Origin of the sequence: Streptomyces sp. NPDC032198 (assembly GCF_040636975.1) — a bacterium.
In the GTDB taxonomy this organism is placed as follows: domain Bacteria; phylum Actinomycetota; class Actinomycetes; order Streptomycetales; family Streptomycetaceae; genus Streptomyces.
Genome location: NZ_JBEZVL010000013.1, coordinates 12,223 through 38,347, shown reverse-complemented (window position 1 = coordinate 38,347; position 26,125 = coordinate 12,223). Strand labels below are relative to the sequence as shown.

Annotated in this window: 23 protein-coding genes and 2 pseudogenes; 7 read left to right on the top strand and 18 right to left on the bottom strand. The window is 67.7% G+C overall.

Features of this window, described 5'->3' with window-relative positions:
* Positions 1 to 424: 424 nt before the first annotated feature.
* Positions 425 to 2,056, bottom strand: a complete 1,632-nt coding sequence (locus AB0E78_RS30840) for a M4 family metallopeptidase (RefSeq protein WP_361839317.1) — start codon at positions 2,054 to 2,056, stop codon at positions 425 to 427.
* A 626-nt stretch (positions 2,057 to 2,682) separates the two neighbouring features.
* On the opposite strand from AB0E78_RS30840, the pseudogene AB0E78_RS30835 reads away from it, so the two are divergent.
* Positions 2,683 to 2,934 (top strand): annotated as a pseudogene (locus AB0E78_RS30835) (transposase); the annotation flags it as partial.
* Between the two features lie 57 nt (positions 2,935 to 2,991).
* Here the strand turns inward: AB0E78_RS30835 and AB0E78_RS30830 are convergent.
* Positions 2,992 to 3,231: a hypothetical protein gene (locus tag AB0E78_RS30830; protein ID WP_361839314.1), complete on the bottom strand. Its 240-nt coding sequence runs from the start codon at positions 3,229 to 3,231 to the stop codon at positions 2,992 to 2,994.
* A gap of 637 nt (positions 3,232 to 3,868) precedes the next feature.
* A complete protein-coding gene (locus AB0E78_RS30825; RefSeq protein ID WP_361839312.1) occupies positions 3,869 to 4,036 on the bottom strand; it encodes a hypothetical protein in 168 nt (55 codons plus the stop codon).
* Positions 4,037 to 4,449: 413 nt separating this feature from the next.
* Here AB0E78_RS30825 and AB0E78_RS30820 point away from each other — a divergent pair, with 413 nt between their 5' ends.
* Entirely contained in the window at positions 4,450 to 4,926 is a 477-nt protein-coding gene (locus tag AB0E78_RS30820; protein WP_361839310.1) for an ATP-binding protein, read from the top strand.
* 49 nt (positions 4,927 to 4,975) lie between these two features.
* Here AB0E78_RS30820 and AB0E78_RS30815 read toward each other — a convergent pair.
* Positions 4,976 to 5,112: pseudogene (locus tag AB0E78_RS30815) on the bottom strand (IS5/IS1182 family transposase); the annotation flags it as partial.
* A 215-nt stretch (positions 5,113 to 5,327) separates the two neighbouring features.
* Between AB0E78_RS30815 and AB0E78_RS30810 the strand changes: the two are divergent.
* The 4 genes from AB0E78_RS30810 to AB0E78_RS30795 all read left to right on the top strand — a co-directional run bounded on the left by AB0E78_RS30810 (position 5,328) and on the right by AB0E78_RS30795 (position 8,830).
* Positions 5,328 to 5,867, top strand: a complete 540-nt coding sequence (locus AB0E78_RS30810) for a hypothetical protein (protein ID WP_361839307.1) — start codon at positions 5,328 to 5,330, stop codon at positions 5,865 to 5,867.
* Positions 5,868 to 6,086: 219 nt separating this feature from the next.
* Positions 6,087 to 6,866, top strand: coding sequence for an SDR family oxidoreductase (locus AB0E78_RS30805; RefSeq protein WP_361839304.1), 780 nt, complete (start codon positions 6,087 to 6,089; stop codon positions 6,864 to 6,866).
* Positions 6,863 to 7,624, top strand: coding sequence for an enoyl-CoA hydratase/isomerase family protein (locus AB0E78_RS30800; protein ID WP_361839301.1), 762 nt, complete (start codon positions 6,863 to 6,865; stop codon positions 7,622 to 7,624). The genes AB0E78_RS30805 and AB0E78_RS30800 overlap by 4 nt, the downstream gene beginning before the upstream one ends.
* Positions 7,625 to 7,699: 75 nt before the next feature.
* Positions 7,700 to 8,830 carry a 3-oxoacyl-[acyl-carrier-protein] synthase III C-terminal domain-containing protein gene (locus AB0E78_RS30795; protein ID WP_361839298.1) on the top strand — a complete coding sequence of 377 codons (1,131 nt, stop codon included), beginning with the start codon at positions 7,700 to 7,702 and terminating at the stop codon, positions 8,828 to 8,830.
* 94 nt (positions 8,831 to 8,924) lie between these two features.
* On the opposite strand, the gene AB0E78_RS30790 is transcribed toward AB0E78_RS30795, so the two are convergent.
* From AB0E78_RS30790 to AB0E78_RS30780, 3 genes are all read right to left on the bottom strand, one after another.
* The gene (locus tag AB0E78_RS30790; protein ID WP_361839296.1) at positions 8,925 to 9,578 is read right to left on the bottom strand and encodes a class F sortase; all 654 of its coding nucleotides are present in this window, start codon (positions 9,576 to 9,578) and stop codon (positions 8,925 to 8,927) included.
* A gap of 96 nt (positions 9,579 to 9,674) precedes the next feature.
* A complete protein-coding gene (locus tag AB0E78_RS30785; RefSeq protein ID WP_361839293.1) occupies positions 9,675 to 10,067 on the bottom strand; it encodes a hypothetical protein in 393 nt (130 codons plus the stop codon).
* 406 nt (positions 10,068 to 10,473) lie between these two features.
* A complete protein-coding gene (locus tag AB0E78_RS30780; protein WP_361839290.1) occupies positions 10,474 to 11,250 on the bottom strand; it encodes a hypothetical protein in 777 nt (258 codons plus the stop codon).
* Between the two features lie 1,438 nt (positions 11,251 to 12,688).
* Here AB0E78_RS30780 and AB0E78_RS30775 point away from each other — a divergent pair.
* Positions 12,689 to 13,381: a hypothetical protein gene (locus AB0E78_RS30775; RefSeq protein ID WP_361839287.1), complete on the top strand. Its 693-nt coding sequence runs from the start codon at positions 12,689 to 12,691 to the stop codon at positions 13,379 to 13,381.
* A 314-nt stretch (positions 13,382 to 13,695) separates the two neighbouring features.
* Here the strand turns inward: AB0E78_RS30775 and AB0E78_RS30770 are convergent, their stop codons facing one another.
* The 11 genes from AB0E78_RS30770 to AB0E78_RS30720 all read right to left on the bottom strand — a co-directional run bounded on the left by AB0E78_RS30770 (position 13,696) and on the right by AB0E78_RS30720 (position 26,020).
* Positions 13,696 to 15,171 carry an alpha-amylase gene (locus AB0E78_RS30770; protein WP_361839285.1) on the bottom strand — a complete coding sequence of 492 codons (1,476 nt, stop codon included), beginning with the start codon at positions 15,169 to 15,171 and terminating at the stop codon, positions 13,696 to 13,698.
* 46 nt (positions 15,172 to 15,217) lie between these two features.
* Positions 15,218 to 16,873: a thiamine pyrophosphate-dependent enzyme gene (locus tag AB0E78_RS30765; protein ID WP_361839282.1), complete on the bottom strand. Its 1,656-nt coding sequence runs from the start codon at positions 16,871 to 16,873 to the stop codon at positions 15,218 to 15,220.
* 25 nt (positions 16,874 to 16,898) lie between these two features.
* Complete coding sequence (locus tag AB0E78_RS30760; protein ID WP_361839280.1) at positions 16,899 to 17,726, bottom strand: MBL fold metallo-hydrolase; 828 nt, start codon at positions 17,724 to 17,726, stop codon at positions 16,899 to 16,901.
* Positions 17,727 to 17,777: 51 nt separating this feature from the next.
* Positions 17,778 to 18,809, bottom strand: coding sequence for a TIM barrel protein (locus tag AB0E78_RS30755; protein WP_361839277.1), 1,032 nt, complete (start codon positions 18,807 to 18,809; stop codon positions 17,778 to 17,780).
* Between the two features lie 6 nt (positions 18,810 to 18,815).
* Positions 18,816 to 19,730: a myo-inosose-2 dehydratase gene (gene iolE, locus AB0E78_RS30750; RefSeq protein WP_361839274.1), complete on the bottom strand. Its 915-nt coding sequence runs from the start codon at positions 19,728 to 19,730 to the stop codon at positions 18,816 to 18,818.
* Entirely contained in the window at positions 19,727 to 20,239 is a 513-nt protein-coding gene (locus tag AB0E78_RS30745) for a hypothetical protein (RefSeq protein WP_361839271.1), read from the bottom strand. The genes iolE and AB0E78_RS30745 overlap by 4 nt, the downstream gene beginning before the upstream one ends.
* Positions 20,236 to 21,294, bottom strand: a complete 1,059-nt coding sequence (locus AB0E78_RS30740) for a ferritin-like protein (protein WP_361839268.1) — start codon at positions 21,292 to 21,294, stop codon at positions 20,236 to 20,238. The genes AB0E78_RS30745 and AB0E78_RS30740 overlap by 4 nt, the downstream gene beginning before the upstream one ends.
* A complete protein-coding gene (locus tag AB0E78_RS30735; RefSeq protein WP_361839265.1) occupies positions 21,291 to 23,207 on the bottom strand; it encodes a GMC family oxidoreductase in 1,917 nt (638 codons plus the stop codon). The genes AB0E78_RS30740 and AB0E78_RS30735 overlap by 4 nt, the downstream gene beginning before the upstream one ends.
* A gap of 7 nt (positions 23,208 to 23,214) precedes the next feature.
* A complete protein-coding gene (locus tag AB0E78_RS30730) occupies positions 23,215 to 24,495 on the bottom strand; it encodes a glycoside hydrolase family 15 protein (protein WP_361839263.1) in 1,281 nt (426 codons plus the stop codon).
* 681 nt (positions 24,496 to 25,176) lie between these two features.
* Entirely contained in the window at positions 25,177 to 25,521 is a 345-nt protein-coding gene (locus AB0E78_RS30725; protein WP_361839261.1) for a hypothetical protein, read from the bottom strand.
* Positions 25,522 to 25,555: 34 nt separating this feature from the next.
* Positions 25,556 to 26,020, bottom strand: coding sequence for a hypothetical protein (locus AB0E78_RS30720; protein WP_361839258.1), 465 nt, complete (start codon positions 26,018 to 26,020; stop codon positions 25,556 to 25,558).
* Between the last annotated feature and the right edge of the window lie 105 nt (positions 26,021 to 26,125).

The window sequence follows — 26,125 nt, the reverse complement described above, 5'->3', positions numbered from 1 at the left end:
CTCTAGAGGTTGTCGGCTCTGGTCCGTCCTTTTCCTTTGGAGGCGGTGGGTCGTCCTTGTCCATGCCGCGCGTGCCTACCACGGTGATGGCGTCCGACTCCGGGCCCGAGCGATGGCGGGGGAGAAGAGGCCGCGGGAGCGGTCGGCCTGGGCGTGGAGCCAGCCCAGGTGGGGGCGCATCCGGATCTCCCCGGCAGCGGGCCGGGGTTGAGCGGGGCGTCCGCTCGCACCGGACCGGACGGAGTCGTTCGGGTACACGGTACGGATCCTTCCCGGCGCACCGACTCCTGGCCGACGGAGCCGAGTTGAGGCTCGTGGCGGCACCTTGCGAGGGCACGGGAAAGCAGGCGAGGGTGCTGATGCGGTGAATGCGACAGGGGCGGCGTCCGTTTCGGATGCCGCCCCTTAAGTGACTGACCGGGGGTTACTTGACGTTGACGCCGGTCCAGGCAGCGGCCACGCGCTTGTACTCGGTGGAATTTGCGCCGTACAGGTCCTTCGCGGCGCGCAGCGTGCCCTTGCGGGCCGCCTTGTAGTCGGTGGTCGACGTGAAGTACGTCGTCAGGGCCTTGAACCAGACCTTTTCGGCCTTGCCGCGTCCAATGCCCAGCACCTTGGAGCCGTCGGCAGTCGGTGAGTTGTACTCGACGCCGTTGATCCGCTTCTTGCCGCTGCCCTCGGACAGCAGGTAGAAGAAGTGGTTGGCGATGCCGGAGGAGTAGTGGACGTCGACGTTGCCGGCGTTGGCGTTCCACTTGTCCAGGGAGGCGCCGTCCTTGCTCGGCTTGTCCATGTAGCGCAGCGGAGTACCGTCGCCGTTGATGTCGATCTTCTCGCCGATGAGGTAGTCGCCGACGTCCTTGGGGTTCTTGGCCTTGAACTCCACGGCAGTGGCGAAGATGTCCGAGGTGGCCTCGTTCAGGCCACCGGACTCGCCGTTGTACTCCATGTTGCCGGTGGCCGAGGTGACGCCGTGCGTCATCTCGTGGGCTGCCACGTCGATCGAGGTGAGGGGCTTCTTGTTGCCCTCGCCATCGCCGTACGTCATGCAGAAGCAGCTGTCGTCCCAGAAGGCATTGACGTAGTTGTTGCTGAAGTGGACCCGCGAGGTCGCGCCCTTGCCGTCACCGTTGATGCCCTTGCGGCCGTGTACCGACTTGTAGTAGTCCCAGGTGAGCTGGGCGCCGTAGGCGGCGTCGACGGCGGCGGTCTGCGCGCTCGTGGGCTTGCCGTTGCCCCAGATGTCGTTGGCATCCTTGAACAGCTTGCCGGCGCCGCTCTCCGCGTGCTTCAGGTCGAAGGTGCGGTGGCTGCCTCGGGCCTTGTCGGTCAGCTCGTAGCCGCTCGTGCCCTTCTTGGAGCCGACCGTGACCTTGCCGCTGTACTGGCTGTTGCCCGTGCCGTTCTCGATGGCCTGGTGCTGGTACAGCTTCTTCCCGCTCGCGGCGTCCGTGATGACGTGGAGCCTGCTGGGCGTGCCGTCCTTCTGCACACCGGTGACAACCGTCTCGTACGCGAGGACGGGCTTGCCGGAGGCGGCCCAGATCACCTTGCGCGGAGCCTGCGCGTCGGCCCGCGCGGTCTTCGCCTTCGCGGCGGTCGACTCGGCGGACTTGGCGACGGAGGATCTGCCCAGCTTCGCGTCGGTGGAGGTGACCTTGACTGTGGCCTCGGTCGCCTTGGTGACGCCCTTCAGTTCGCCGCTCTTGGTGGTGTGCACGACGAGGTCGCCGCCGAGGACGGGCAGGCCGTCGTAGGTGCGCTCGTAGCGGGTGTGCGTGGTGCCGTCGGCGTCCTTGACGACGTCGCGGACGACGAGCTTCTCCTTCGCGCCGAGGCCGATCCGCTCGGCGGTCGCCGATCTCTCGGCGCTCGCGTCCTGAAGGAGGTCCGCGCGGGCCGACACCGAGAGGGCGGCGGGAGAGCCGGACGGCGCGTCGTCCTTGCCCGGCTGGGCGGAGGCGCCGGTGCTCAGTCCGGTGGTGAGCAGCGCTCCGGCGGCAACGGCGGTGGCGATCGCGAGCATCGAACGCTTACGGGATATATCAGAGGTCACGCGGGCTCCATCTGTGGGGGCCCGGGAGGCATGGAGGGCCGCCCGGAGCAGAAAATGACGCGATGCGGGCGTGCAGCATGTTGCTGTACGTGCAGCGTGTTGCGGGGAAGAGTGTCATTCCAACCAGGTACATGTCAGCATTTTGGCTGGATGTTGGCCGGATATGGCCCGTTGAGCGATGGTCGACATACGCAATGCGAACAAATCATGAACGCGGGCGGCGTCAGCAACGCGCTCTCCACGCCGCTGAGTTGATCGACCGCGGCGGCGATGCGCCTCGGCGAGGGCGCTGCCCAGGCTGCCCAGGGTGAGGCTTACGGGTGGGTCACCTTTCAGCTGCTGATGCAGCCTGTGTCCTGCGCGGTCCTGTCCTGCAGCTTCAACTTCCAGGTGTCGTTGGGGGCCTGGGCAAAGGCGTTGACCGTATAGACCCCCGTGACGTTGTCCGCGGATTCCGAAATGCGGGTTGCCGGTGCGGCCCGCGTCGTTGACCGCTGAGGTGACCGCGGCGCCGGAGTCCAGAATGGTGAGGTCCGCGGCGCTCCGGAAGGTCTTGCCACTAGGTCGTCTCTGATGGCTCTTGCTGGGGAGGGTGGACCAGCATGGGTGTTGGGCATGCGCGTCGTATGGTGCGACGCCATGAACTGACTGACGCGCAGTGGCAGAAGGTTGCATCGTTGCTGCCGGTGAACGGTGGCTCGGGTGGGCAGTGGGCGGATCACCGCCGGGTGATCAACGGCGTGCTGCTCAGGGGCGCCACGGGCGTGCCGTGGCCGGATCTGCCGGAGCGGTATGAGCCGTGGCAGACCGTCTACGAGCGCCATCGGCGCTGGTCGGCTGACGGATCCTGGCAGCGGATCCTGATCGAGTTGCAGATCGAGTTGCAGATCGAGGCCCCAGACATGCTTTCAGAGGAAGACGCGTGCCACCTCCAGTCACTTCTGAGCGTCCTCGCCGTTCGCCGTCATGTTGGTCTCGGACCAGGGGCGACGCCGGGTGACACACAGGCAGAAGTCGATTGCGCCGCCCCGTACCCGTTGCGCGGCAGCCTCGGGGCCCCACACCCAGGTCCGTCCGTCAGGTGCTGTCAGCTCGACGCGGAACGGGTCCGCCGACTCAGGCAGTCCGACGGCGGCGGACGACAGCGCCCGCCCCAACACCCCCAGCGACGCCACGTGCTGCAGTCGAGTCCCAGACCGCCACGGTCCGTGCGGCATCTGTGATGCTCAGAAGGGCGGGTAGGAGTTCTGATCGAGCTTAGCCGTCACGGAAGCGTGGCTAGAGCCCAGAACTAGGCCAGTTGATCAGCTCACAGAAGCTTCGGCGCATCTCCGGTGTGAGCAATTGCTGCCAGTCCAAACGAACGTACCCTTGCCGCAGGCTCCGTCGTCCCCGCGGCGTGGGGACGGCCGTGGCCGGAGGCTGAGCTCCCATCGGTCTCGGGTGCGGCTCGCAGGCGCCCTGCGGGACGGCTTCCCCCTCGTGCATCCCGCAGGGAGCCCCCCCTCCCAGCCTCTTGCGGGGCTGCGGGAAGTGCCCTGCGGGAGAGACGAGGAAGGGCTCATGGTGGCCAGCTGTATGGGCGCCTGCCCATGCCTGGGGCAGTGGGGCAGAACATCACCCTAGGCTTGCGCGGATTTTGGGCGGGCCAGGCATCCCTGCTCGCAGGGGTGTGCGGAGGCGGTTCAGTTCCATTCGCCACCGTGTCCGCTCACAGGCGGGTGACGGTGAAGCCGCTTTTGCGGAGAGCGGTTGTCCACTGGTCGCGGTCGAACCACTTGGCGCTGTCCGGCTGCAACTCGCAGATGGCGCTCATCCGGGTTTCCCAGTCGTGGCTGGAGGGGCCGCGGCTGCCGTCATATGACCGGCCATCCACGCGTTGACGGCGACATTGACGATGACGCCGTACGGGTCGCCGTCGCTCTGGGCGATCGAGTCGGGCACACCCGTGAGAATGAGGGCCAGTTCAGGATTGTTCACCGGCGGCATGGGGCTTGCCCCACAGCTTTCACCTCGCTGCTCTGCTCGAACTCGCGCAGCCCCTTCGCCAAGCGCTCGGCGAACGCGGCTGCGTCGAAGTGCTCCCAGGCCGAGGAGACTTGATGCCCAGCTGGTCGGCCACTTCGCGCATGCCGCTCTCGGTGGTCTCCTCGATGGCGGGGGCCCGATGGTCACACCGCGACGGGCCAGCTCAGCTAGGGTCTGTGCCACCGCCTCCCTGAACGCCTTCGTGTTCTTCACGACCGCATCCTGGGCATGCACCACGGCCTGCACCGGCGCTTCCCCATTCCCGGTTTCGCTGTCCGTTCATCGCTCAAATGTGCGGGGGGTGTGGTGGCTCAGCGGGGGCATACGGTTGGCAAACAACCGCGCTTCGTCAGGAGGCGGACTGCATGGATCTGGCTGAGCGGGACGAAGGCCAGCACCTGTTCGCGGAGGGTCCACTATCGGTTTCCGCTGCCTTCGAGGGCAGTGAGGAGATCGGGGCTGCCCGTGACATGGCCCGGGACTTCCTTGTCTCGTTGCAGAACGTGCACGGGCTTCCGGTGTCGAGGCGGGTGCTGGACATGGGGCAGTTGGTGGTGAGCGAGCTGGTGACCAACGCCCGCAAGTACGCTCCCGGGCCGTGCCTGCTGACGTTGGGTGTCAGCGACGGAGTCTTCGAGATGACCGTGTGGGACAGCAGTACGACGCTGCCGCTGCTCCTGGCCCCGGATCCCGGCCGAGTAGGTCAGCACGGGCTGGAGATCGTGATGGCGGTCTGCCAAAGCTTCGAGGTGCACCGCGAGCCGGTCGGGAAGCGCATCAGGACGTCGATCGTCCTGGCCGACGACCCGGGTGGCGATCCGGCCGGCCGCCAGATGTTGTGATCAGACGGCAATGCTCAAGCTGTCGGTCAGGTTCTCTTCTGTCCGCGCAAAGGCGGCGGGTCATGAGAGTCATCGCCGCCCAGGTGATGAGGAACTCCGAATGGTGGACGAGGTGTTCGTAGCCCCGGGCATGTCGACGGGCGTTCATCATCAGGCCAGCGATCGCTCGACGACCCCGCGGCGAGGGCTGCTCCTCGCGCCGGACAACTCGTCCGGTCCGTCAGGCGAGTTCGTCGTCGTGGCGGTCAGATCCTCCATGGCCTCACGTATGCGGGCCTGCGAGGTCACCAGGGTTCGCGGCGACGGGCGGGACGCGGAAGGCGAAGCGGCGTACCGGCAGCGTGGCCACGCTGCGCGCCCGGCGCGAGCCGACCGGATTCGCCGCCCTTATTTAAGGTCCGATGGCCGACCGGCCCTTGTACACCCCGGCCGCTGACGGCAGCATCCTGAACCAACGGCCAGCCATCGAGGCTGCCGCCTCCCTGAATCTGCCCGCGCACGTCGCCGTCGCCTTCCACTCGGAGTCCGGGTGGCTTGGCCTTCGCCCGGACTCGCCCGCGTTCGCCACGCAACTCCGGCTGCTCAGCGCCCGCATCGTTGCCGCGACACACGACGCGATCGGCGCCCAAGCGGTCCGCGACATGCGTGCGCCCGGCTTCCACCAGGCGCTCGCCGCGCACCAGTCCGCCCCACCCGCCCCGCAGACGGACCCTGACATAGTGCAGGCGGTGGAACGACAGACCGCCGCGATGCGCGAGCTCAGCCGCCGTGCGTGCTGCGAGTCCCGCGCCCTCACGCACGATGTACCAGCGGAAGTCGCCTCCCCAGCCAGGCTGCCGCTCGGCTCGGCCGGGGAGGGGCACCTGGTGGTTTGTACCGTTGCCTCTCCTGGGGCAGTACCGCGCTCGGTGACGGGGAGTAGTGCCCGCGTGGTGTTTTGACGTACCGGGTCCTCCGCGGGAGATGAATGGCCGAAGGGCAAGAGGTCAACTTGCAGCGGTAGATGGGGTCGCTGAAATGGGTGTCGTGAGTCCGACGGTATTGCCCTGATCATTGACGATGCGCCCGTTCCGGCTCCATGGGGAGGCTCTTGGCCGGGCTATGTTCCGGGTGCCGGGAACGGGTTATCGGCATTGGTGAACAGGAGCCTTGCAGTGACAGTGAGTGATCAGCCGGTTGTCCGTCCGGACCTACTGGCAGAGCGGCCGCAGGTTCTGCGGGGGATGACCGCCGTCGTAACGGGGGGTACCGCAGGGCTGGGCCGACACCTGGCGGAAGGTTTCCTTGCCGCTGGGGCGCGGGTCGTGTGCGGGGCGCGCGGGGCGCGCGAGGTCGCCGATCTGGTCGCGGGCCGTGAGGACCGGGCCGCGTTCGTTCCTGCCGATGTGCGTGACCCTGATTCGCTGCGCCGCCTGATGGATGAGTCCTCCGAGCGTTTCGGAGGTATCGACATCGTGGTGGCCAATGCCGGTATCACTCGCAATGGTGGTGTCTCCAGGCTCAGTGCCAGCGACTGGCGTGAGGTGATGAGCACCAACGTGGACGGTGTCTTCCACACGGTCCAGGCGGCGCTGCCACACCTTGAGGCGGCCGGTGGCAGCATTCTCACGGTTTCCTCCGCGATGGCCTCCCGGGCGGTGCCCGGGGCGAGCGCGTACGCCACGTCCAAGGCCGCGATCGAGGCTTTCACCCGCTGCTGTGCGGTCGAGTTCGCGTCGCGCCGGATCCGGGTCAACTGTCTGTCGCCCGGCATCCTGAGCGTGGGCATGGGCGAGATCGTCGGGGCGGACGAACGGCTGCGGCAGCTGTACTGGCCGCGGATGCTGGCCGGGCGCGCGGGCACCCCGCAGGAGGCGGTGGACGCGGCAGTGTTCCTGGTCAGCCCGGCCGCCTCCTACATCAACGGGCATGTGCTCGAGGTGAACGGAGGGCTGCGGTGACGGTGCGGCTGGAGATCGAGAAGGATGTGGCGTGGCTGTACCTGGACCGGCCGCCGCTCAACCTCTTCGACACCCGCCTCCAACTCGCCGCCGAGCGGTCCCTGCGCGAGGTGGGTGCTCACGCTGGTATCCGGGCCGTGGTGTTCACCGGCTTGCACGGGCACTTCTCTGCTGGCGGAGATGTCAAAGAGATGGCCACGTTGAGGGGCGAGGAGGTGGCCCAGTACGCGGCCCGGATCAGCCGTCTGACCCGGGAGGTCGCCGCCATGCCCCTGCCGGTGGTCGCCGCGGTGCAGGGGTACGCGCTGGGCGGCGGGTGTGAGCTGGCGCTGGCCTCCGACTTCCGGATCTGTACGCCAACCGCCCGGTTCGGGCTGCCCGAAACCCCACTCGGGCTGATTCCCGGCGCGGGAGGCACCCAGCGGCTGCCGCGCCTGATCGGGGCTTCCCGGGCCAAGGACATCGTCTTCTCGGGGCGGCAGGTCGATGCGGAGGAGGCCGCCTGGATCGGGCTGGCCGATGAAGTCGTGCCCGCCGCCGACCTTCACACTGCGGTCATGCGGTGGGTGGCTCGCTATACCGCGCATCCCGCTCCGGCTGTGGCGGCGGCGAAGCAGGCGATCGACGCGTCCTTGGAAGGCCCGCTCGCACAGGGCCTCGACCTCGAGCACGACCTCTTTGCCCCGCTCCTCGCCGCCGGTGAACGAACCCGGCACTTTCACAGCTTCCAGAGGGTGTCCGCACAGGCTCCCTCCTGATCCCGAAGTGCCCTCACCCTGCACATCATTGCCCCTTCCGGCAGCAGGCTGCCGTCGACCGAAAGCGCCGCACTGATGCTCACAGCCCCCCGCCCGTTCCCCTACGCGCTCACCGGCGCCCACACCACACTGGGGCCGGTGATCACCATGGACGCCTGGGCCAAGCTCGCCCAGGTCCCCGACCGCCGCAAGCCCGGCAGTGCACTCGACGGCCCCTTCATCACCCGCCTCCTCGGTGTCGAGGGCAAGAGTTGGGGACCGGAGCAGTTCGCCACCCCCGAGACAGTCGCCGAGACCGCCCGGGCCGCCCTCTCCAGTGCGCACCTCGATGCCCGCGACATCACCGCCGTCGTGGTGGTCACCTGCAACCCGTATCAGACCCTCCTTGACCAGGACGCCTTCACCCTGATGCGCATGCTGGGCATCGCAGAGCATGTTCTGCCCCTGCAACTCGGCGCGGGCTGTGCGGGCCTGGCACGGGCCGCCGCCCTGGTTGCCCAGCTGGCCACCGAGCGGGCCCTGGTCATCGCCTACAGCGTCCCCAGCCAGATGTCCTTCGACGAGGATGGCGTGATGCTCCCCGCCTATCAGGACAACGCCGTCCATCCGTACGGGAAGAACCTGTGGGCAGCGCCGGCGCTGTTCTCCGACGCCGCGGCGGCGATGGTTCTCGAGCGTGACGAGGACATCGACGGCGTGGTGCTGTATTCCCGCGACAGCCAGACCTTCGGCGATGAACCCGGAGTAGACGACCCACTGATCCACTACCTGGGCGGCGGCACCGAACACCCCACAGGCGCACCGGGCTCGGCGGAAATGGCGTGCTTCGGAATGAACGCGCCCGAGATCGCCCACTACTACAGCGGCGGCATGATGCTCAACCACCAGATGCTGGAGGCCGCACGCCCCGGATACCTCAAAGAGGTGCACCGGGTCTACACCCACCAGGCGAACCCACTCCTGGTCGAGGAGTTCATCCAACGCACCGGACTGACAGCGGAACAAGCCCCGAGCAACGTACGACAACTGGGCAACACCGTCTCACCGTCCACACTGGCGCTCCTCCACGCCGACCAGGAAAACGGCAACCTCACCTACGACGACCGGGCCTGCTTCTCCGTCGTCGGCTCAGGACCCGAACGCGGCGCGTTCATCACCCCGATCCGCATCCCGACCCTCCAGCCCCTCGGGTCACCACCCGCATAGCCGGCCGAGGTCTCGTGGTGGAGGTCGCGCCGGGCACGCCACGACACGCAACGGTGGCAGTCATCCGGGTCTGCTGAGCAGCAGGCCGATGACATTAGCTGGCGCCGGTGAGGTGGGCATAGACGACGACGTTTCCTGAGTAACCGTCGGTCTGGCTGAAGGATCCGCCGCAGGTGATCAGGCGGAGCTCGGGGCGTGTCCGCTGCCCGTAGACCTTGCTGCTGGGGAAGTCGTCTTTCGCGTATTCTTCGACGCCGTCAATGACGAAGTGGGCGGTGAGGCCGTCTTCGCGGGGCACCTTGATCTTGGCGCCCTTCTTCAGGGACCCCAGGCCGTAGAAGGCGGCTGGTCCTTTGGAGGTGTCGACGTGCGCGGCTATCACGGCGGTGCCGGTGCTGCCGGGTGGGATCCCCGCGGCGTCCCAGCCGGCCAGTTTGGCGTCATCGGGCGGGGGCGCGTTGAGTCCGCCGTCCTCGTTCCTGGCCAGCCCGGTGAGAGGGACGTCCACGCCGATGCTGGGGATCTCGACGCGGACAGGTGCCGCCTCGGGCAGGGAGGAGATCACCGGTGCTATGGAGGCAGCGGGGTCGGACCAGAGCTTGGCCTGCCCTGCGGTGGGCTTGGGCGGAAGGGCTGTCTCTTGGCTGTCAGTGATCCAGTAGAGCGAGCCTGCCGTGACGACGCCGGCCAGGAGCCAGGACCATGTGCGCCGTGTGGAGCGGGTCGGCGAGGAGTAGGGGTAGGACACGAGGGCTTCCGTCCTTGCCAGGTCGAGGGGGATGCCGCGGCCCCGCCGGGCGGGTGTGGCTGCTCGGCGGGGCCGGGTGACGAGGGGTGCGGGAGGTCAGCGCTGCCCGGCGGTCTTACGGCGCGCGATGTACAGGGCGCCGACGGCGCCGGCGGCCAGGACGGCCGCGCCGGCGGCCAGTTCGGTGGGATCGGTGCTGGCCTGGGTCCCGCCCGAACCGGTCTTCATGTGGCCCTTGACGGCCGGGTCGGTGGAGTCGCAGAAGCGCTGCGCGGTGGAAGCGGCCTGGTTGGCTTCGTCCTCGGCGGCCTTCTTCTCTTCCGGGGTCGTGCTCGGGTCGGCTTGAACGGTGTCTGCGTTCTTCTGGGTGATCTCCGCGTCGTCCAGTGCCTTCTGGCAATCGGCTGATACGGCAGCGGCGTTGGGGGCGGTTATCGCCAGCGCGGCGCCCGCGACAGCCAGACCGGTCAGCACTCGGATGGAACGCATGTGTACCTCCAGTACGAACGCGGTCCCCGAAGCCTCATGCTCCGGAATGGGGTGCTGGCGTCGACCGCGCTACTACCAACACCCCTCCCGCCCTGCGGCGTGTCGCTACCGGCACCACGCCGCACATCCCTCGTACGGCGCACACACCCGCACTCGTCTGGCGGACTCGGGGGGATGGGCAGGCGGCTTCAGAGCGATGACTGCCGGCTCTGGTGCGGGTGGCGAGGCACGGTCACGCGTAAACACTGGGGTGCGCGGGCGATTTGGGGAGAGGGCTCTCGCCAGGAACGGATCGGCCAACGCTTGGAGAGAAGCCGTGAGCTCTCTCAAACCAGAGCCCCTGGCCGGTGGGGTCCGCCCGGGTGGGACGGGCCCCACCGGCCAGGGGCCTTGCAGGGGGCGGCTTCTACTTGCGGGCGGTGACGGTCCCGTTGTGGGTGTTGAGGGTGTAGGTGTAGCCGTGGGTGTGGGCGGTGGGGTGGGTGGTGTTGAGCTGAACTATCTGCACGTTGTGCAGGGTGATCGAGGCTTCCCACTGGCCCGAGCGCAGCTCGGTGATGTGGGCGATGGCACCTCCCGGCAGCGTGAGGTCGCGGGTGGCGACGCCGGCGGGCTTGGCGGTGCGCTGGGCGGAGGGTGCCTGGGCCTGGTTGCTGCGCTGCTCGTGCAGGACGCGCTGCGGGCGCTGCTGGTCCTGGCGGTGGGTGCGGTTGACCGGCGTGCTCTTGTGGTGGACCGGAGTGCCGAAGTCGTGGTGGACCGGGGTGGTCTTGTGGTGGATGACGGGGCGAGGGGCGTCGGATTCGCTGTGCCAGCCGGAGGGTTCGGTGACGCCGACGAAGCCGTTGGCCTGATTGAGGGCGTAGGTGTAGCCGTGCAGGCGGGAGCTGGAGTGCGTGGAGTCGAGGTTGGCGACGGTGTGGCCGTTGCGGGTGACCTGCGCCTTCCACTTGCCGCCGCCGAGGTCGGTGACGTGAGCGACGCTGCCGTCACTCAGGTGCATGTCCTGGCTGCCGTTGGACGAAGAGGGCCCGGCGGAGGCGGAGGCGGAGGTGGCGGGCTGGCTGGGCGCGCTGCCTGCGGGGGCGGGGGCGGCTACGGCTGCCGAGGCCAGCCCGGTGACTGCGCCAAGGCCCAGGACCGAGGAGACCAGCACCGTGCGGATAACTCGTGAGTTCGACATCTTAGTTCGACCTTTCCTGCGAACTGCGTCGAGTAGGTACATATCGAACATAGAAGCCCGAAACGGACGAAAGCAAGAGTCACTGCGTCAATAAACCGTCAAACCGAAGGTATGTACTCACCCATGCCTTACATTCCAAGGATTCCTTTGGGTGGGTGACGGCAGCCCTTTGGGTACCGCTGTGGTCGCAGACGCAGGAGCCAAGGAGCCGCGATGCACCGCGCCACGTCTGTACTCGGCGGACGCAAGCAGAGCTCAGAGCCCTCGCAGGGCTGCTGGTGGCCGCACGGGATGCCGTGGCGGACCGGCCTGTGACGCCGGGACGGACTCTTCCGCCAAGGGATCCTCGTCCTCATCTTCCTCGCCCTGGGACGGTGGCTCGAAGCCGGAGGGCGACTCGGGCCCTGGGCGGCTTGGAGGCCGGCAACGCGAAGTCGGGCTCCGGCCAAGGCGCCGAGGCCAACACGGTTCGCCGTCTCCCCGGACCATTTGCTGTACGCCGATCTCGTCCAAGACGACCACGCTTCGCGCCGGTCCCTCTCTCGGTACGGCCGACGCCACGAAGAGGCTTGCCAAGATCGGTAAACGAGAACGTAACGGGCCTACGGACCGCTCAAACGGGTGCCCCGGTGATGTGCTCATACGTGCCGCCTCTGCTGCCGTCCGGCCGGATCACCGAGTGGCGGTTCAGAGTGGCGAAGGGGCCGTGGCGCACCACCTCGGTCGCCGTTCGGGGCCCACCCCATGGCGGCAGGGCCAGGGCCGTGCCGGGGAAGTCGACGCGAGCCAGTAGTCAGGCCAGCGGTACCTCGAGCAGCAGGGACAGGCGGCCTGTGCGCCCGTCGCGCGGGGCACAGGCAGTGTCCAGTGCCGGGGGCCAGCGGCTGATCAAGACAGCCATGGACGGGCGTGCGAGCTGGAGTCGTGGTGAGCCGGAGCGCGTTCTCTGGGTTTTCACAATGGGGCGCAGAACGAGTGGCGACCATCTATTGGGCAGTGGCGATCGGAGCCGATCCAGATTGGTCAGAAATGGTCTTCAGTCTGCGAAGGGCGTTCATCATAGGTGCGAGGTAAAGGCATTTCGTACGCCGGTGCGTTCGCCTACCTCCGTGGACGATATTGTGCTCAGTCAATTTTCCCTCCAAGGGAATTGACGACTGGTCAGAATACGGAGGGGCCCTCGTGGTGGCCAAGGGCTCTCCAAGGAACAGAGGCGCGTGTCCGAACCTTGCCGTCGATGCTGGGCTCGGCAGCACCCCCTTCGCTGCCCGGAGCATTCCTGCCACCACCGACTGCTGCTATGTCGCCCGGCAGTTCACGCGCAACGTCCTGCAGCAAGCGAGCCGGGATCGACCCGGCACCGCGACGCTCGGGCCCCTCCTGGGCCACATTCCTGCGCAATCAAGCTTCCGGGAACCTCGCGGTGGATTTCTTCCACGTGGACACCGTGCTGCTCCGGTGCCTGTACTGCATGGCGGCCATGGACATCCCCACCCGCCGGGTACACCTCCTGGGCGTCACCACCCACCCAACCGGACGCTGGGCAGTCCAGCAGGCGCGCTGCCTCCTCATGGCCCTGGACGACCGCATCGACCGAGTGCAGTTCCTGAGCCGGGACAGAGACGCCAAGTTCACCGACGCCTTCGACGCCGTCTTCGCATCCGAAGTCATCCGCCGTGATCTACTCGGCGGTGTCATTCACGAATACACGCAGGTCGCACAGAGCGGCCGAGTTTCGGGCACCCACAAGCTCTTAGCGTATTCGCTTTTGAATATTCCTGCGGGAATGGGTGCACGACGACCCACATGCCACTCTCTGTTTCGGCTGCCGTATAACCGCTTCGAAACGAAGGAGGTGTCCCGTTTTGCTCGGTGCTTTCTGGACCGAGGACCAGCTGTTCGACACGGTGGCCTGGACGGCGTGTGCCCCGTGACCGAATTTGCAGGAGGGATGCCGATCCTCCGCCCGTACACCCGCGACCAAGCGCAGCACGTGAGGCTCGGGCTCGGTCGCACGCACCGAGTCGGAGTGCCGGCGCAGCAGCATGCCCGGGGTGTTGAACAGGTGCCCTCGAAGGTCTTTGGGCAGCAGCCGGGCCAGTGGCGCGATCAATGCCCGATCTGCCCATGAGGGTTGTGGCCGGGCGACTTGACGGCGGAGGACGGCGAGCTGGTGCCGGAGTACGAGTAACTCCGTGCCCCAGGGCCTCGCCCTGCCTGGCCTTGACCACAAGGCCAGGTCAGCCGGGCAGTTGAATTTCGGGCATCCGCACGGTCACAGCAGGCCGACGAAGTGGTCGGCGGGCAACGGGGGTTGGGGTGTGGCGGCCATGGCAGGTCATCCCTTCCTTCACCACAGGCCACACCCTCACGCGGAATTGGCCGCCACTCAACCACTTGGCCCGACCGTGCGCGAAAATCCCGCCGTCCCCGGCCGCGCGCTGATCACGCCGCGGCGACGGAGAGCAGGTGATTCCCCCATGGCGGCAGGTCCACGTACAGGCCGCTCCCCAGCAGGTCGGCGCCCGAGCGCTCGTAGTGGCTGTCGTCCATCAGCCCGGTCAACGCCCATGAACCCGCGCCGAGTTCGGGCCAGTTCAGCGGTATGCGGGCCTGTGCCTGGCGGCCGGAGAGGTTGACCACGGTCAGGAAGCGGCCGGCCGGGCCCGTCAAGCTGGAGGCGATGAGTCCGTCGGCGCTGTCGTTGTCGCTCCAGCCGTGCGCCGCCAGCAACTGCCAGCTGCCGGACCGCATGCCGCTGCCGTGGACGGCGGCGAGGAGACGCTCGTGGAAAGTGCGGAGCGCCAGGTCCGGGGCCTCGTCGGGACGCCGGTCGAGGAAGACCGGCAGATGCACCCGGCGCCCGGTGAACTGGCCCTCGTGCCAGAGGGTCGCGCCGGGCAGGGTGGCCACCAGTACGGCGGCGGCACGTTCCTTGTCGGGTGCGAGGGTGAGGGCGGCACGCGGTTCGTCGTGGTTCTCCAGGAAGCGGAGGAGGCGGCGCTGGTAGCCCTCGTCGGCCCCCAGATGGGCGCGGACCGAGGCGGCGTTCTCGTGCAGGATCCGGTCGTAGAGGCGCTTGTCGTAGCAGAAGTCGAACCCCTGCTGCTGGAGGGGCCATTCGAGGTCCCAGTACGCCTCGGCCGCGAAGATCATGCGGGGGTGGGTGCGGTGCACCGCCTCGATGACCTCGGGCCAGAAGTCGGTGTCGGGGACCGGTCCCACGCGGCTGCCCCAGGTGCGGGTGAAGACGTCGTTCATCAGCAGCATCGCCATGTCGCAGCGGACGCCGTCGCACTGCCGGCCGATCTCGGTGAGGGTGCCGGCGGTGGCGCGGCGCAGCTCGGGAGCGAAGGCGTTGAGCTGGACGACGTCGGGCCAGGGCGGGAAGTAGGGGTCGCGGCCACGGGCCAGGACGGCCTTCCCGGTGTCCAGGAAGCCTGCCGGGTCGCGGCGCGCATCCTCGGCGTCACCCTGGACGAAGTACTCGGGGTGCTCGGTCGCCCAGGGGCCGTCCGGGGCAACGTGGTTGGGCACGTAGTCGAGGAGCAGCCCCACCCCTCGCGCGGCCAGTTCGCTCCGGGCCACGGCAAGGCCCTCCGGACCGCCGAGTGCCTCGTCGACGGTGTAGTTCCGGATGCAGTACGGGGAGCCAGCGATGTCCTGCTCACTGGCGCCCGGCAGCGCACTCTCGAAGGCGGTGCGCAGGGACGGGTCGGCCAGGGCGATGGCGCGCCCCGCCGGGCTGCGCTCCCACACACCCATCAGCCAGACGGCGTCCGTGCCGGGTGGGGTGATCTCGTCCCACAGGTCGGCGGGGACGTCGGCGAGGGTCGCCGTCTTCACGGATTCGCGCAGCCATACACGGGTGTTGACCTCGTACACAACGGGTTGCGCGGGCAGTTCGGGTCGTCCGGTCATCGCCGGTTCCTCCCTTCGGCCGGGGCGGAAGCCGCCCGGCCCTCTGCTAATCGGTCTTCCACAAGGCGTTGTCCGGAATGGACTTGTCGGGCACCCGGATCTGGATGATGGACGGGCTGCCCGAATTCTGCAGAGCGCCCGCCACCGCTTCCTTCAGCTCCCTGTACGTGCCGACCTCCCATCCCTTGCAGCCGAACACCTCGGACAGCCGGCTGTAGTTCCACCGGTGCAGGACGCACGGCTTGTAGAAGGCGTCGCCGGAGTGGAAGACCCCCGCATCGGCGAGCCACTGCTCGACGGCGTACACGCCGTTGTCGATGACGAAGATGATGGGATCGAGATTGAACCTGGTCTGTGTCGAGAGGCATTGGGCGGTCATCTGGAAGCCGCCGTCGCCCTGGAACACCATCACCCTCTGGTTCGGCTTCTTCGCCAGGCAGATTCCCGTCGCGGCCGGTGCGCTGTAGCCGATCGAGGAGTACGACGACTGGACGACGAAGCTTCCCGCGGCGGGCACGTCGAGCAGCAGGCTGCCGAAGTAGTTCATGCTCGCGTCGGCACTGATCACGGTGTTCCGGTCGATGTACCGCTGAATGTATTCGTAGAACCCCTGGTAGGTGATGATCTCGGAGTCGCTCACGGCGGGCGCGCTGCGGGCGGGGCGCTCGGGGAGTTTCCGGGACTTGGGCGTGATCTTCTCCGCGAGGATGCCGTCAAGGAGGTGCTCGAGGGCGACGTGGCCGCCGAAGAAGGTGCCGAGCTTGACCGCGTCGAACGAGGCGAAGGCGGTCCTGTCGTAGTCCGGTTCCCAGCCGAGGGAGTTGATGTCCGTCAGCCATACGCCGAGGGCGAGGACGAAGTCCGAGGTGGCGGCGAGCTCCAGGACGGTCTCGGACGAGGCCTGGCCATCGAGCACTCCGGCGAACAGCAGATCGTCCTCGGACAGGACGGCCTTGCTGAGGAGTTCCGTGACGAAGGGGATGTTCAGCTGCTGGATGAGGCGCGATGTCTTGTCCTGCAGCCCGTACCGGTCGACCTCGGGGCCCACCCAGACGAGCGGGTTCTCAGCGGCTTCGAGCCGGGCGCGGATCCGTTCGACCGACTGCTTCAGGCTGTCCCGGTCCGACAGGGGCCTGGCCGGTTTGAGCGTGCCCTTGGGGGGCTCGCATTCGAGGTCGATCATGTCCTGGAGCAGCTCGATGTAGACCGGGCGGCGCTCGCTGATGCAGGTGGTCAGGGCGTGGTCGATCAGGCCGGGGGCGAGGTCCGGGCTGTCGATGCGGATGCACACGGCCGTGATGTGCTCGAAGCACTGCATGTCCGTTGCGCGGCCGGAGATGAAGTGGTGCGCGCTGAAGCCGGTCTGCTCGAAGACGATGGTCTTCTTGACGCTCGGTGTGCCGTTGATGAGTACCAGCGGCACCCTCTCGACATAGGCGCCGGCGACGGCGTTGACGGCGCACAGCGCTCCGGCGGAGTAGGTGACGCACAGGGCGCCGATGCCCTTGAGGCGTGCGTAACCGTCCGCCGCATAGCCGGCGTTGACCTCGTTGACCTCCTCGATCAGCTCGACGCCGCTCGGAGCGACGTACCGGTTGAGCCATTCGATGGAGTAGTCGCCCGCGATGGCGAACAGGTGGTCAAGACCCAGCTGGTGGAGCCGGTCTATCAGGTACTGCCCGACGGTGGAGCGCTCTGGCATGGCGTGACTCCTCTGGGATCAGTGGTCAGTACTCGCGTGCACCGCCGAACAGTCGGGGCAGGTAGATGTCGAAGATGGCCGGGCACTTGCGCTCCGGATACCGATGCAGCATGAAGTCCTTGAAGGCGGTGCCCGTGAGGCCCTCGCCGGCGGCCTGCCGGGCGGCCTCCAGGTACTCGATGTTCCGGGCGACCTCGTTCTTGTCGGCGGGCAGGCCGTGGCCCGGCAGGAAGAGCTCGTACTCCGAGACAAGGAGGTCCTGAAGCACCCGGATCCAGCGGCCCAGCTGCGAGGTCAGATACAGATGGGTGCCGCTGTAGAGGAGGTCCTGGGCGAAGTACACGCCCAGTTCCGGAAGTCCGAGGGTGAGGTGGAAGTCGGTCTCGGTGTCCGTCACCCGGTCCAGGACGTAAGCCACCCCGTCGATCGTCTCCTCTCCCGGACTGGCGACCTGCTTGGGGACGACGACGTGCTCCGAAAGGAGGCCGCCGAGCTTCCAGTGGTCGGCGAGAGAGTCCTCCCCGTTTTCATGGATGAAGGACATGGTCTCGGAGAGGGCGTAGACCGTGACGTCACGGAACGCGGCGCCGAGGCCGAACCAGTGGTCGGGGTGCCGGTGGGAGAGGTAAAGCCGGTCGATCGGTTTGCGCAGGCTGTCCGCGTACGCCCGGAACTGCCGTGCGTACGGGGCGAGGAACTGTCCGTCGACGAGTACGAGGGAGTTCCTGGACTCGACGATGTGCGTCGCGTTCGCGATGTGGCCGTCGCCGAACGAGGAGACGAAGGTGTGCACGCGGACGTCGCCCGCCTGCTTCACGACCATGACGATGGGGTCCGACAGCTGAGCCGGCATCCAGGACCTCCCTGATACGGATACGGGGCGGGGCAGAAGACAGAGACGGGGTTACGTGGCGATCCGCGTGTGCAGTTCTTCGAGCGCCGCCCTCGCGACGTCGTACGCGCTGTCCGCACCCCGCACCGGGTCGTCCTCACCGGGCCGCCAGAAGCGCCTGCGGGCCATCCGCATGGAACTGACGAACGGCGGAATCGCGTTGAACACCTCGATCAGATACGGCCCGTGGTACACCGGCTCGATCTGGCTGCGTACGACGTCCCACGGGATCCAGCTGTCCTTCACCGCGCCCCGGTCCGGCGCCGAGATATGGACGTAATGCAGCCGGTTCTGCCGTACGGCGCGCGCGATGTTGTTCCGGAAGACCGAAGGGCCCTGGCTCTCCATCAGGACCTGCGCGGTGTCGACCGTCACGCCGCCCTGCCGGTGTTCGAGCTTCTCAAGGAAGTCGAGGACCTCCGAGACCATGTTGGGCGGGGGAGTCTCCCAGCTCTTCACGGGCTCGATGGCGAGCTTCACCTCGCGGGCCGCGGCGTACTCCGACAGCTCCTCGAAGACGCCGCGGGCCGCCTGGAAGCGTGGCTTGATCCACTCCTGGAGGGCGTCGCTCCACAGCGGCTCGCCGTCGTCCGTGAGAGGGAAGACGCCGTAGGGGTAGAGGAACGGGCCCGACATGATCGTGTCGCCGCCGCCGCTCAGGGCACGGGTGATGTCGACGCGCGATTTCAGGTACGAGAGTGCCTGTGCGCGTTGTTCCGCGTAGGGCGAGGTCGGGTCGAAGGTCCGTGTGGTACCGACGTTGGTGGTGAACCTGGCCTCCCGCAGGCCCGCCTGGTCGAAGGCCTTGCGCAGGCCGATGTAGCCGTCGAGTTCGAGCTTGTGGTCGACGGTTTCGGGTTGGGCGGCGATGTGTACGTCGAAGCCGGCGTAGCCCATCTCGGTGAGGGCCTTCAGATGGTTGATCAGCGTCTGGGTGTAGCGGGAGTCCTGCGGGCGCAGATCGGCCGTGAACATGAAGAAGCTGAAGTACACGTCCCGGTCGAGGTGCGGTGTGAGTCCCCGCGCCAGGGTCACGTCGTTCATCGTTCGTCACCAGCCCAGTACGTCGGCGAGGTAGGAGCGGGCCTTCTTGGCGTACTCGAGCGGGATCGCCTTGTTGGGGTCCTGCTCGGCCTCCACCACCAGCCAGCCCTCGTACCCGGCGTCGGCCAGTACGCCGAGGATGGGACGGAAGTCGATCGAGCCGTCGCCGGGCACGGTGAAGACGCCGAGCTCGACGGCCTCCTGGAAGGACAGTCCTTCCTCGCGCACCCGGCTGACGATCGCGGGCCGGATGTCCTTCATGTGGACGTGGCCGATGCGGTCGGCGTGCGCCCTGGCCAGGTCGAGAGGGTCGTCGCCGGCGAAGGTGAGGTGGGCGGTGTCCAGGAGGAGGTGGACCAGGGCGGGGTCCGTGGAGGCCAGGAGCCGGTCGATGTCGGCACGGGTCTGGACGCCGGTGCCCATGTGGTGGTGGTAGCTGAGTCGCATCCCGGCCGAGGTCGCGATCTTTCCGAGCTCGTCCAGGCCCGATGTCAGGGCGTCCCACTGGGCGGTGGTGAACTGCGGGCGGTTGGCGAACACGTCGACCGGCAGCAGATGCGACGAGGCGCCGAACTCGGCCACGACCAGCTCGGACCCGCCCAGGGCCCTCAGATGCTCCAGCGTCGCCTCGAAGGCGGCGATCGTCCTGTGCCGCATCTTGGAGATCGTGAAGTACGTACTCGTCCACGGCTCGGAGATCTCCAGGCCGCGCAGATCGAGGGCGGCCTTCAACTCGGCGGCGTCCGAGGGGTACTTGTGGCCGATGCTGCAGCCCTGGAAGCCGGCGAGCGCCATCTCGCTCACGGCCTGCCCGAAGGGGATGCCGGCGTCGATGGCCGGGAAGTCGTCGTTCCACCACAGGGTGCAGCAGACGCCGAGCTTCACTTTGTCCGGGCCGAGGCGGTCGGTGAGATCCGTCATTTCGTGGCTCCCTTCAGATAGCGGTCCTCGATGCGGGGTGGCTGGGTCCAGGAGCCGTAGCCGGGCGCCTTGGCGCCGGGAGGGTTGGCGCCGATGGCCCGCCAAAGGAGTCCCTCCTGGTAGGAGGCGGCGGTGACCGTGGAGGTCTCGCCCGCCGCACGGGCTCCGTAGCGGTCGGTCCACTCGCGCGGCAGCGCGTACCACGTCCCGGCGAACCAGAGTTTGATCACATTGCGGGCGACCGGGCCGAGTCGGTCGTCGCCGAAGATCCGGTGGCGCAGGGCCCGGTCGAACACGTCACGGTCGAGAGCGGTGCGCTGCTGTCCTCCGGCGTCGCTCCGGGCGGACCGGTGCGCGTCCAGGAGAGCGACGACGGCCTCGTCACCGCAGGCGGCCCGCACCTTCGCCAGGTACTTCTCGGCCATGCCGGTGCCGAGCAGAGCGGTCTCCTCGAAGGCGGTGAGGTCGACCGACAGGGAGAGGAAGTCCTGGAGCGACGGGCCGGTCATGGTGTCACCGCCGGGATCTCGAAGGTGGGCCCCGCGTGCCTGCCGCCGCTGCCCGGCAGCGGGTTGCAGATCAGCCGGTTGAAGCCGTCGCGGAGGCGGAACATGGCACGGACGCCCTCCTCCAGCAGCTCTGGCCTCCCGTTGAACGCCTGGGTGAGCAGGGCGAGGAAGCCGCCATACTCGGCGTTGAACCCCTGTGCCGCGGCGGCGAGTTCCGAACCCTTCGGGTAGTCGCCGAGCCGGGCGCTCACCTTCACCGGGAACACCTCGTCCCAGTCCACGCTCAGCGGTGCCCCCGACGGCGCGTCGGGCTTGTCGCCCACCTCGTAGTAACGGCCCAGCTGCAGCTGCCGGAACCGGTAGTAGTGGGCCAGCTCCCCGGCCGTGTCATAGATGCCCGAGTCGAGGCCTTCACCCTGGTCGGCGATGAAGTTCAGAGCCCGGCAGGCCGACTCCAGGTCGGTCACGACGATGACGTCCCCGCCGCCGGAGTAGAAGTACTCGGAATTCACCTGGCGTGCCGGGTCTCCGCAGAAGAGCTTCCCCGGCTCGGCGGCCGCCACCTTCTCCAGCCCTTCGATGATCTCCGCGTAGAACTCGCCGATGCTGTAGAAGCGCATTTTCTCGGCGGTCGGGCTGGAGACGAGCTGCGGCCCCCCGCTGTCGGGCAGCGCGAGCAGCCGATCGGCGTCGGGCGCCCGGCGCGGCCGCTCGATCATGCAGAACGTCTCCACCGCCTCCGGCGACAGCGGTCGCAGGTCGACGGTGAAGTCCTCCTCCCCGTCCGGGAGATAGGCCGGATAGGACGGTACGAAGCCGGGGCGGGTCAGGTCGGGCTGCCCGCCGACGGCATTGAGGACGTTGGCGACCAGCGTCAGGTGCAGCATCTCCTCCACCGCGACCACCCGGATGATGTGGGCGGCGTCCGAGTTGGTGGTGGACTTGATGGAGTAGTACGCGGTCAGGTACGGCGGTATCGTCGCGTGCTCCAGCGCCATCGCCGCTTGCAGATATGCGATCAGCTCGTCACGGTTGTCGATGGTCGACGCGGTCACCGGGCCACCTCCTCCTGAGATCGGCGTTGGGCGGCGACGTTGATCGCACCGTTTTCGGAGTCGAGCTGCGTCAGCATGGCGCGGGCACTGCGCAGACACAGGGCGGCGACGGTGAGCGTCACGTTGGACGTGCCCACGGTGGGCATGCTGCCCCCGCCGACCAGGTACAGGTTCTTGTGGTCCCAGGACCGCTGGTCCGCGTCCACCACCGAGGCCGCCGGGTCGGAGCCCATCACATGGGTGCCCGCCAGGTGGTTTCCGCCTCGGATCTCGTAACCCTCACCATCGTGGACGGCGTAGCCCCAGAAAGCGGGGTCGTAGACGGTGTGGTCCTCGGCGCCGAGCCGGGCGAAGATCCGCTTCGACAGCTGCCGGGCGTACGCCACCCCGCGCATCGTGTACTCGGGGATGTCGTAGGTGAGGATCGGCCGCATGTTGCCCAACTGGTCGGTGTAGGCGGGGTCCACGGTGACGCGGTTGCTGGGATTCGCCGGGACCTCGACCATGAACGCCAGCTGCAGCTGACGCGAGACCCGGTCCACCAGGCCCTGGCGCAGCGACTCGCCGTAGCGGCCGCCGGAGTCCACCAGGTCGACCAGGTCGCTCATCGGCGCGCCGCGGGCCCAGCCCCAGCCGTCGTTGTGGATGTCGACGCTGAACGCGGCCTGGCGGCTGCGGAACCGGCCGCCGCGCAGATCGGTGATGCCACCGGTGCAGACGGTGCCGCGGAAGGTGCCGGCCACCTCGGGCAGCAGGGCCCACGCGAGCAGGTATGCGTGGTCCATGAAGTTGCGCCCCATCAGGCCGCTGGAACCGCGCAGCCCGGAGGCCAGCATCAGCCGGGGGTTCTCCACCGCGTTGGCGGCCAGGACGAACAGCCGTCCGCGCGCCTTCAGGGTGGTGAAACCGGGGTGGTCGGGGGAGTCGTAGCGGCGGTACTCGATCTCGGTGACCCGGCCGGTCTGCTCGTCGATGTGCACCTTGTGGGCCACGGCCTGGGCGACCAGGTCGACCCGGCCGGTCCGCAGAGCGACGGCGAGGGTCTTGCCGGCGTTGTACTTGGCCTGCACCGGGCAGATGGGCACGCAGTTGTTGTTGCCCTGGCAGCGCTCGCCGACCTCGACCTGGTAGGTGCTGACCGCCCCCTGCGGTACGTAACCCTTCCCGCCGTCGTAGGCCGGGTTGGGTATCCCGTTACGCCCCTGGGGGAATGGCCGGACCTTCAATTCCTTTTGGTCGTCGCCGAGTTGCACTGCCATCCCGTCGAGGTCCCTGGCGACCATCCGGTCCAGGTACGACAGCGGAATCCCCTTCATCGGGAACACGTAGTCCTTGTCGAAGGTCATCCCGAGGTACGCCTGGTCCGCCACGTCGGCGGAGACGCCGATCTCGCGTTCCGCCTCGTTGTAGTACGGGGCGAGGTCGTCGTACCCGAGCGGCCAGTCCCTCCCCTCGCCGTGCAGCGTGTGCATCCGGAAGTCCTCCGGGAGCATCCGTAGCGTCTTGCCCTCCCAGTGCATGGTGGTCCCGCCAAGCACCCTCGTGTACGTGGTGTCGGTGGCGAAGGGTCCGCTCTGCACGATGTACGACGAGGCGTCGGGCGTGCCGGGGACGATGCGGCGTGCGTCGGTGCCGCGCGGCATCGGGGCGTTGGTGACGGCCGGGTAGGGGGACTGGTTGTCCTTGTTCGTGGTCGAGTAGAAGCGGTCGAGGTACTTCTCGTACGACCGCAGGGTGAAGTCCTCGGCCGGGCCCGCTTCGAGCAGCAGCACCCTCTTGCCGGCTTCGCTCAGACGGGAGGCGATGAGGGCGCCGGAGATCCCGCCGCCCACGACGACGGCGTCGTAGAGGACCTCGGCCGTCGCCGCGGGGTCGGTGCTGTGCGTCGCCCCGATGGGGAATTTCTCGTACACGGGGCTGTCACACCGCCTCGGCGCGAGCGCGCATGGCGGACAGGTACGCGGCATAGCTCCACGTCAGGTTGCGCACGCTGCGCTCGTAGCCGGTGGTGCTGTCGAACTGCTCGGAGAGCTCCAGGTGGTCGCTGTGGTAGATGACGGCCTGCATCATGTCGTCACCGGTGGCCACCAGGGCCTCGGCGGCTGCCTGCGGAGTCGTCGACGCGTCGATGCGCGACTGGGCGAAGAAGGGCGCGGACAGGTCGTCCAGCGGGATCGTCCCGGCCGACTTGATCTCTGCGGCCAGCTTGTAGTGCAGCTCGGCGACATTGCACGTGGACAGGGCCCAGGGGTGGCCGACGAAGTTGGCGTCCGAGGTGTCACCGTCGTAGGTGTCGCCCGGATAGCGGCCGAACAGCGGCCCGATACCGTGCTGTTCGCGGTCAGTCCGGTTGACCGGGTAGAAGGCGGCGCCGCCCTCCTCCCACTGCGAGCGCAGCTGGGCCGCCGTGGCGAGGAGCTTGGTGTCGGTGAAAGACACCGCGCCGTAGAGGGCCGCTTGGACGATGTCGATGTTCGGGTCGTAACCGTCGCCGATCGGGTGCTGCGGCGACGGCTGGGCCCCGCCGCCGGGGTCGGCCATCATGCTCACGTACTTGGCGCCGTCCCAGTGGCCCTCGAGGGCCTCGCGCAGCCACTTCATGGCGGGCTTCAGCCCCGTCGGCTTGTTGATGCCGACGATCTTCGTGCCCTGGATCTCCTCGAAGCAGCGCAGCTGGGCGGCGCGGGCGAAGAAGGTGAGCCCGTTGTGCTCCTCCCACAAGTTGGTGGTGGCCTGCTTGTACACGTCGAGGAGGAAGGCCGTGTTGGAGTTCACCAGGCCGACCGCCTGCTTCTGGGTGCCGATGTCGAGCTGGTCGTAGGCGGCCAGGATGGTGATCGACTGCAGGGCGGGGCCATCGTTCTGCTCGGTCCAGGGGCGGGACTCGCCGTCGAGCCGGAAGCAGGCGTGGCCCTTGGTCGGCCGGGCGTTGGAGTAGCACAGGTCGGCGAACTGCACGTAGTCGTTGAGCGTCGCCACCGTCCCGTCCGGGCCGGCGGGTATACCGGACCTGGCCACCTCCATGGCCGTGATGGCCCCGTCGCGCACCCAGTTGAAGACGTAGTCCTGGTCGATGCCGGGAGTCTGGAGCGGGAACGACGGGGCGGCGATGACACAGCCCGGCTTCGAGTCGCGGGAGTAGTCGCCCGGAGCGGTCGGATCGCGGAAGGTGAAGCCGTTACTCGCGATGTTCCGGAGCATGAAGGTCAGCATGATCGGTACGAGCGTCTGCGGGTCGACCGCTCCCGGCGCGAGAGAAGTCTGGACGTTTTCCCGCGGTTGTACAGATTCGGCAGGCCGGTTCGTACGGGATCGCATATCGGATGTGACGGCGGATTCGGACATGGCTCAACTCCTATTGTCTTTCCGTTGTCTTTCCGTTTCCTTTTGAGCGGCTCCGGGCAGCGGTCGGCGTGCGCCGGTCAGGTGGAGTGGAACTATTGGAACCGGGCGTGTCCGTGCACTGTTCCGGTGAAGGGTGCAGGTCGGTGGCAGGCCCATCGAGCCCACATTCGCATCCGTATTAACGGGGAATGCGCGACTCTGTCCCCCTTCCTCCACGCATCCGGAAAGCATGCGGCATAAATACTTTCCATCCCCATGGGCGGCTCAAGCTGATTTCGAGCGGCTCGAAATGGGCTGAGCGCGAGATGGTCATTCCGCTTTGCGATACGTCGCTGATGGCGCCCCCCGCCTTTCTTAACGCAAGCTACAGCCGGGGGGAAGGTGTCGCAATAGGGAATCTGAATGTTGCGTACGAGGTTGGGGTTACCGAATGTGGCTCAATATTGCCGAGCATTGCGCAGCAATTCACTGTGAGTGCCCAATACTCGGCCGCTCTATGCGATCTGCGTGTATTCGTGGATCGCCCCACCGAGTAGATCACGGCGGATGATCTTTCCGCCCGGGTCTACTGGATCGGGCCGTAACCGATCCCGACCAGGGCAGCCACATCCTGGGCATGAATGCCACTGCCCGTCGTGTCCGCACGGACTTCGTGCTCGACGGGAAAAGGTCCTCGTAGGCAACGCGGCCCTCGCAGACGCCCACTGCGTCGTCGCCCGCACCGGGCTGCACGGATTCAGCGTCGACACCTTGCAGATGACTGGCGTACACGTGGCCAGGGCCAACGTCATCGGCGAAGTCGGCGCCGGACTCGGCGTCGCCCAACTGGCCAGCGTCGTCTATGGGCGGCTGAATCTGGCGGCCGTCGAGCTCGGTGCCCACCAGCGGATGCTGGAGGTGACCGCTAGGTGGGTGGCTACCCGCCCGCGATACCAGGGTCGTGGCGGCAGGTCTGGACCCAGCGTTCCATGATCACGTTCATGCGCGGTATCTGGACGCCGGTGCGCACGATCTGGATTCCGGCGTTGCTCAGGGATTCGTCGAAGAGGGCGGCTGGGTATTTCGCGTCCCGGTCCCGGATCAGGTACACGAAGGTGGTGTCGGCGTCCGTGAGGTCCGTGGTCAGGTTGCGAGCGGCCTGGGTCACCCAGCCCGCGGTGGGGTGGGCAGTGGTGCCGAGGATCCGGATGCGGCGGGTGGCGTGCTCGATGACCGCGAGGATGGACTGGCGCTGCCCTGTCAGAGTCACGGTCTCGATGCAGTCGCAGGCCAGGAGAGCGTCGGCCTGGGAGCGCAGGAAGTGGGCCCAGGTGGTGGCGGCCCGGCGCGGTGGTCGACCGGGCTTCTTCGGCCGGCACGTGCGGGCATGGCGCTGCCTCATCAAGTCGCGGTGCCAGCGCAGCACGGTGTCGGCCGGATCAGTAGGCGCAATCGGCGCAGGACCTTGCGGGGTAATGGCACCAGCAGAGCGGCAAGGAACACCCGG

Coding starts and splice junctions, on each gene's coding strand:
- AB0E78_RS30820 (WP_361839310.1), top strand. CDS start 4,450: ATGGATCTGGCTGAGCGGGACGAAGGCCAGCACCTGTTCGCGGAGGGT.
- AB0E78_RS30810 (WP_361839307.1), top strand. CDS start 5,328: ATGGCCGACCGGCCCTTGTACACCCCGGCCGCTGACGGCAGCATCCTG.
- AB0E78_RS30795 (WP_361839298.1), top strand. CDS start 7,700: ATGCTCACAGCCCCCCGCCCGTTCCCCTACGCGCTCACCGGCGCCCAC.
- AB0E78_RS30785 (WP_361839293.1), bottom strand. CDS start 10,067: ATGCGTTCCATCCGAGTGCTGACCGGTCTGGCTGTCGCGGGCGCCGCG.
- AB0E78_RS30780 (WP_361839290.1), bottom strand. CDS start 11,250: ATGTCGAACTCACGAGTTATCCGCACGGTGCTGGTCTCCTCGGTCCTG.
- AB0E78_RS30770 (WP_361839285.1), bottom strand. CDS start 15,171: ATGACCGGACGACCCGAACTGCCCGCGCAACCCGTTGTGTACGAGGTC.
- AB0E78_RS30765 (WP_361839282.1), bottom strand. CDS start 16,873: ATGCCAGAGCGCTCCACCGTCGGGCAGTACCTGATAGACCGGCTCCAC.
- AB0E78_RS30760 (WP_361839280.1), bottom strand. CDS start 17,726: ATGCCGGCTCAGCTGTCGGACCCCATCGTCATGGTCGTGAAGCAGGCG.
- AB0E78_RS30755 (WP_361839277.1), bottom strand. CDS start 18,809: ATGAACGACGTGACCCTGGCGCGGGGACTCACACCGCACCTCGACCGG.
- iolE (WP_361839274.1), bottom strand. CDS start 19,730: ATGACGGATCTCACCGACCGCCTCGGCCCGGACAAAGTGAAGCTCGGC.
- AB0E78_RS30745 (WP_361839271.1), bottom strand. CDS start 20,239: ATGACCGGCCCGTCGCTCCAGGACTTCCTCTCCCTGTCGGTCGACCTC.
- AB0E78_RS30730 (WP_361839263.1), bottom strand. CDS start 24,495: ATGCTCCGGAACATCGCGAGTAACGGCTTCACCTTCCGCGATCCGACC.
- AB0E78_RS30720 (WP_361839258.1), bottom strand. CDS start 26,020: ATGAGGCAGCGCCATGCCCGCACGTGCCGGCCGAAGAAGCCCGGTCGA.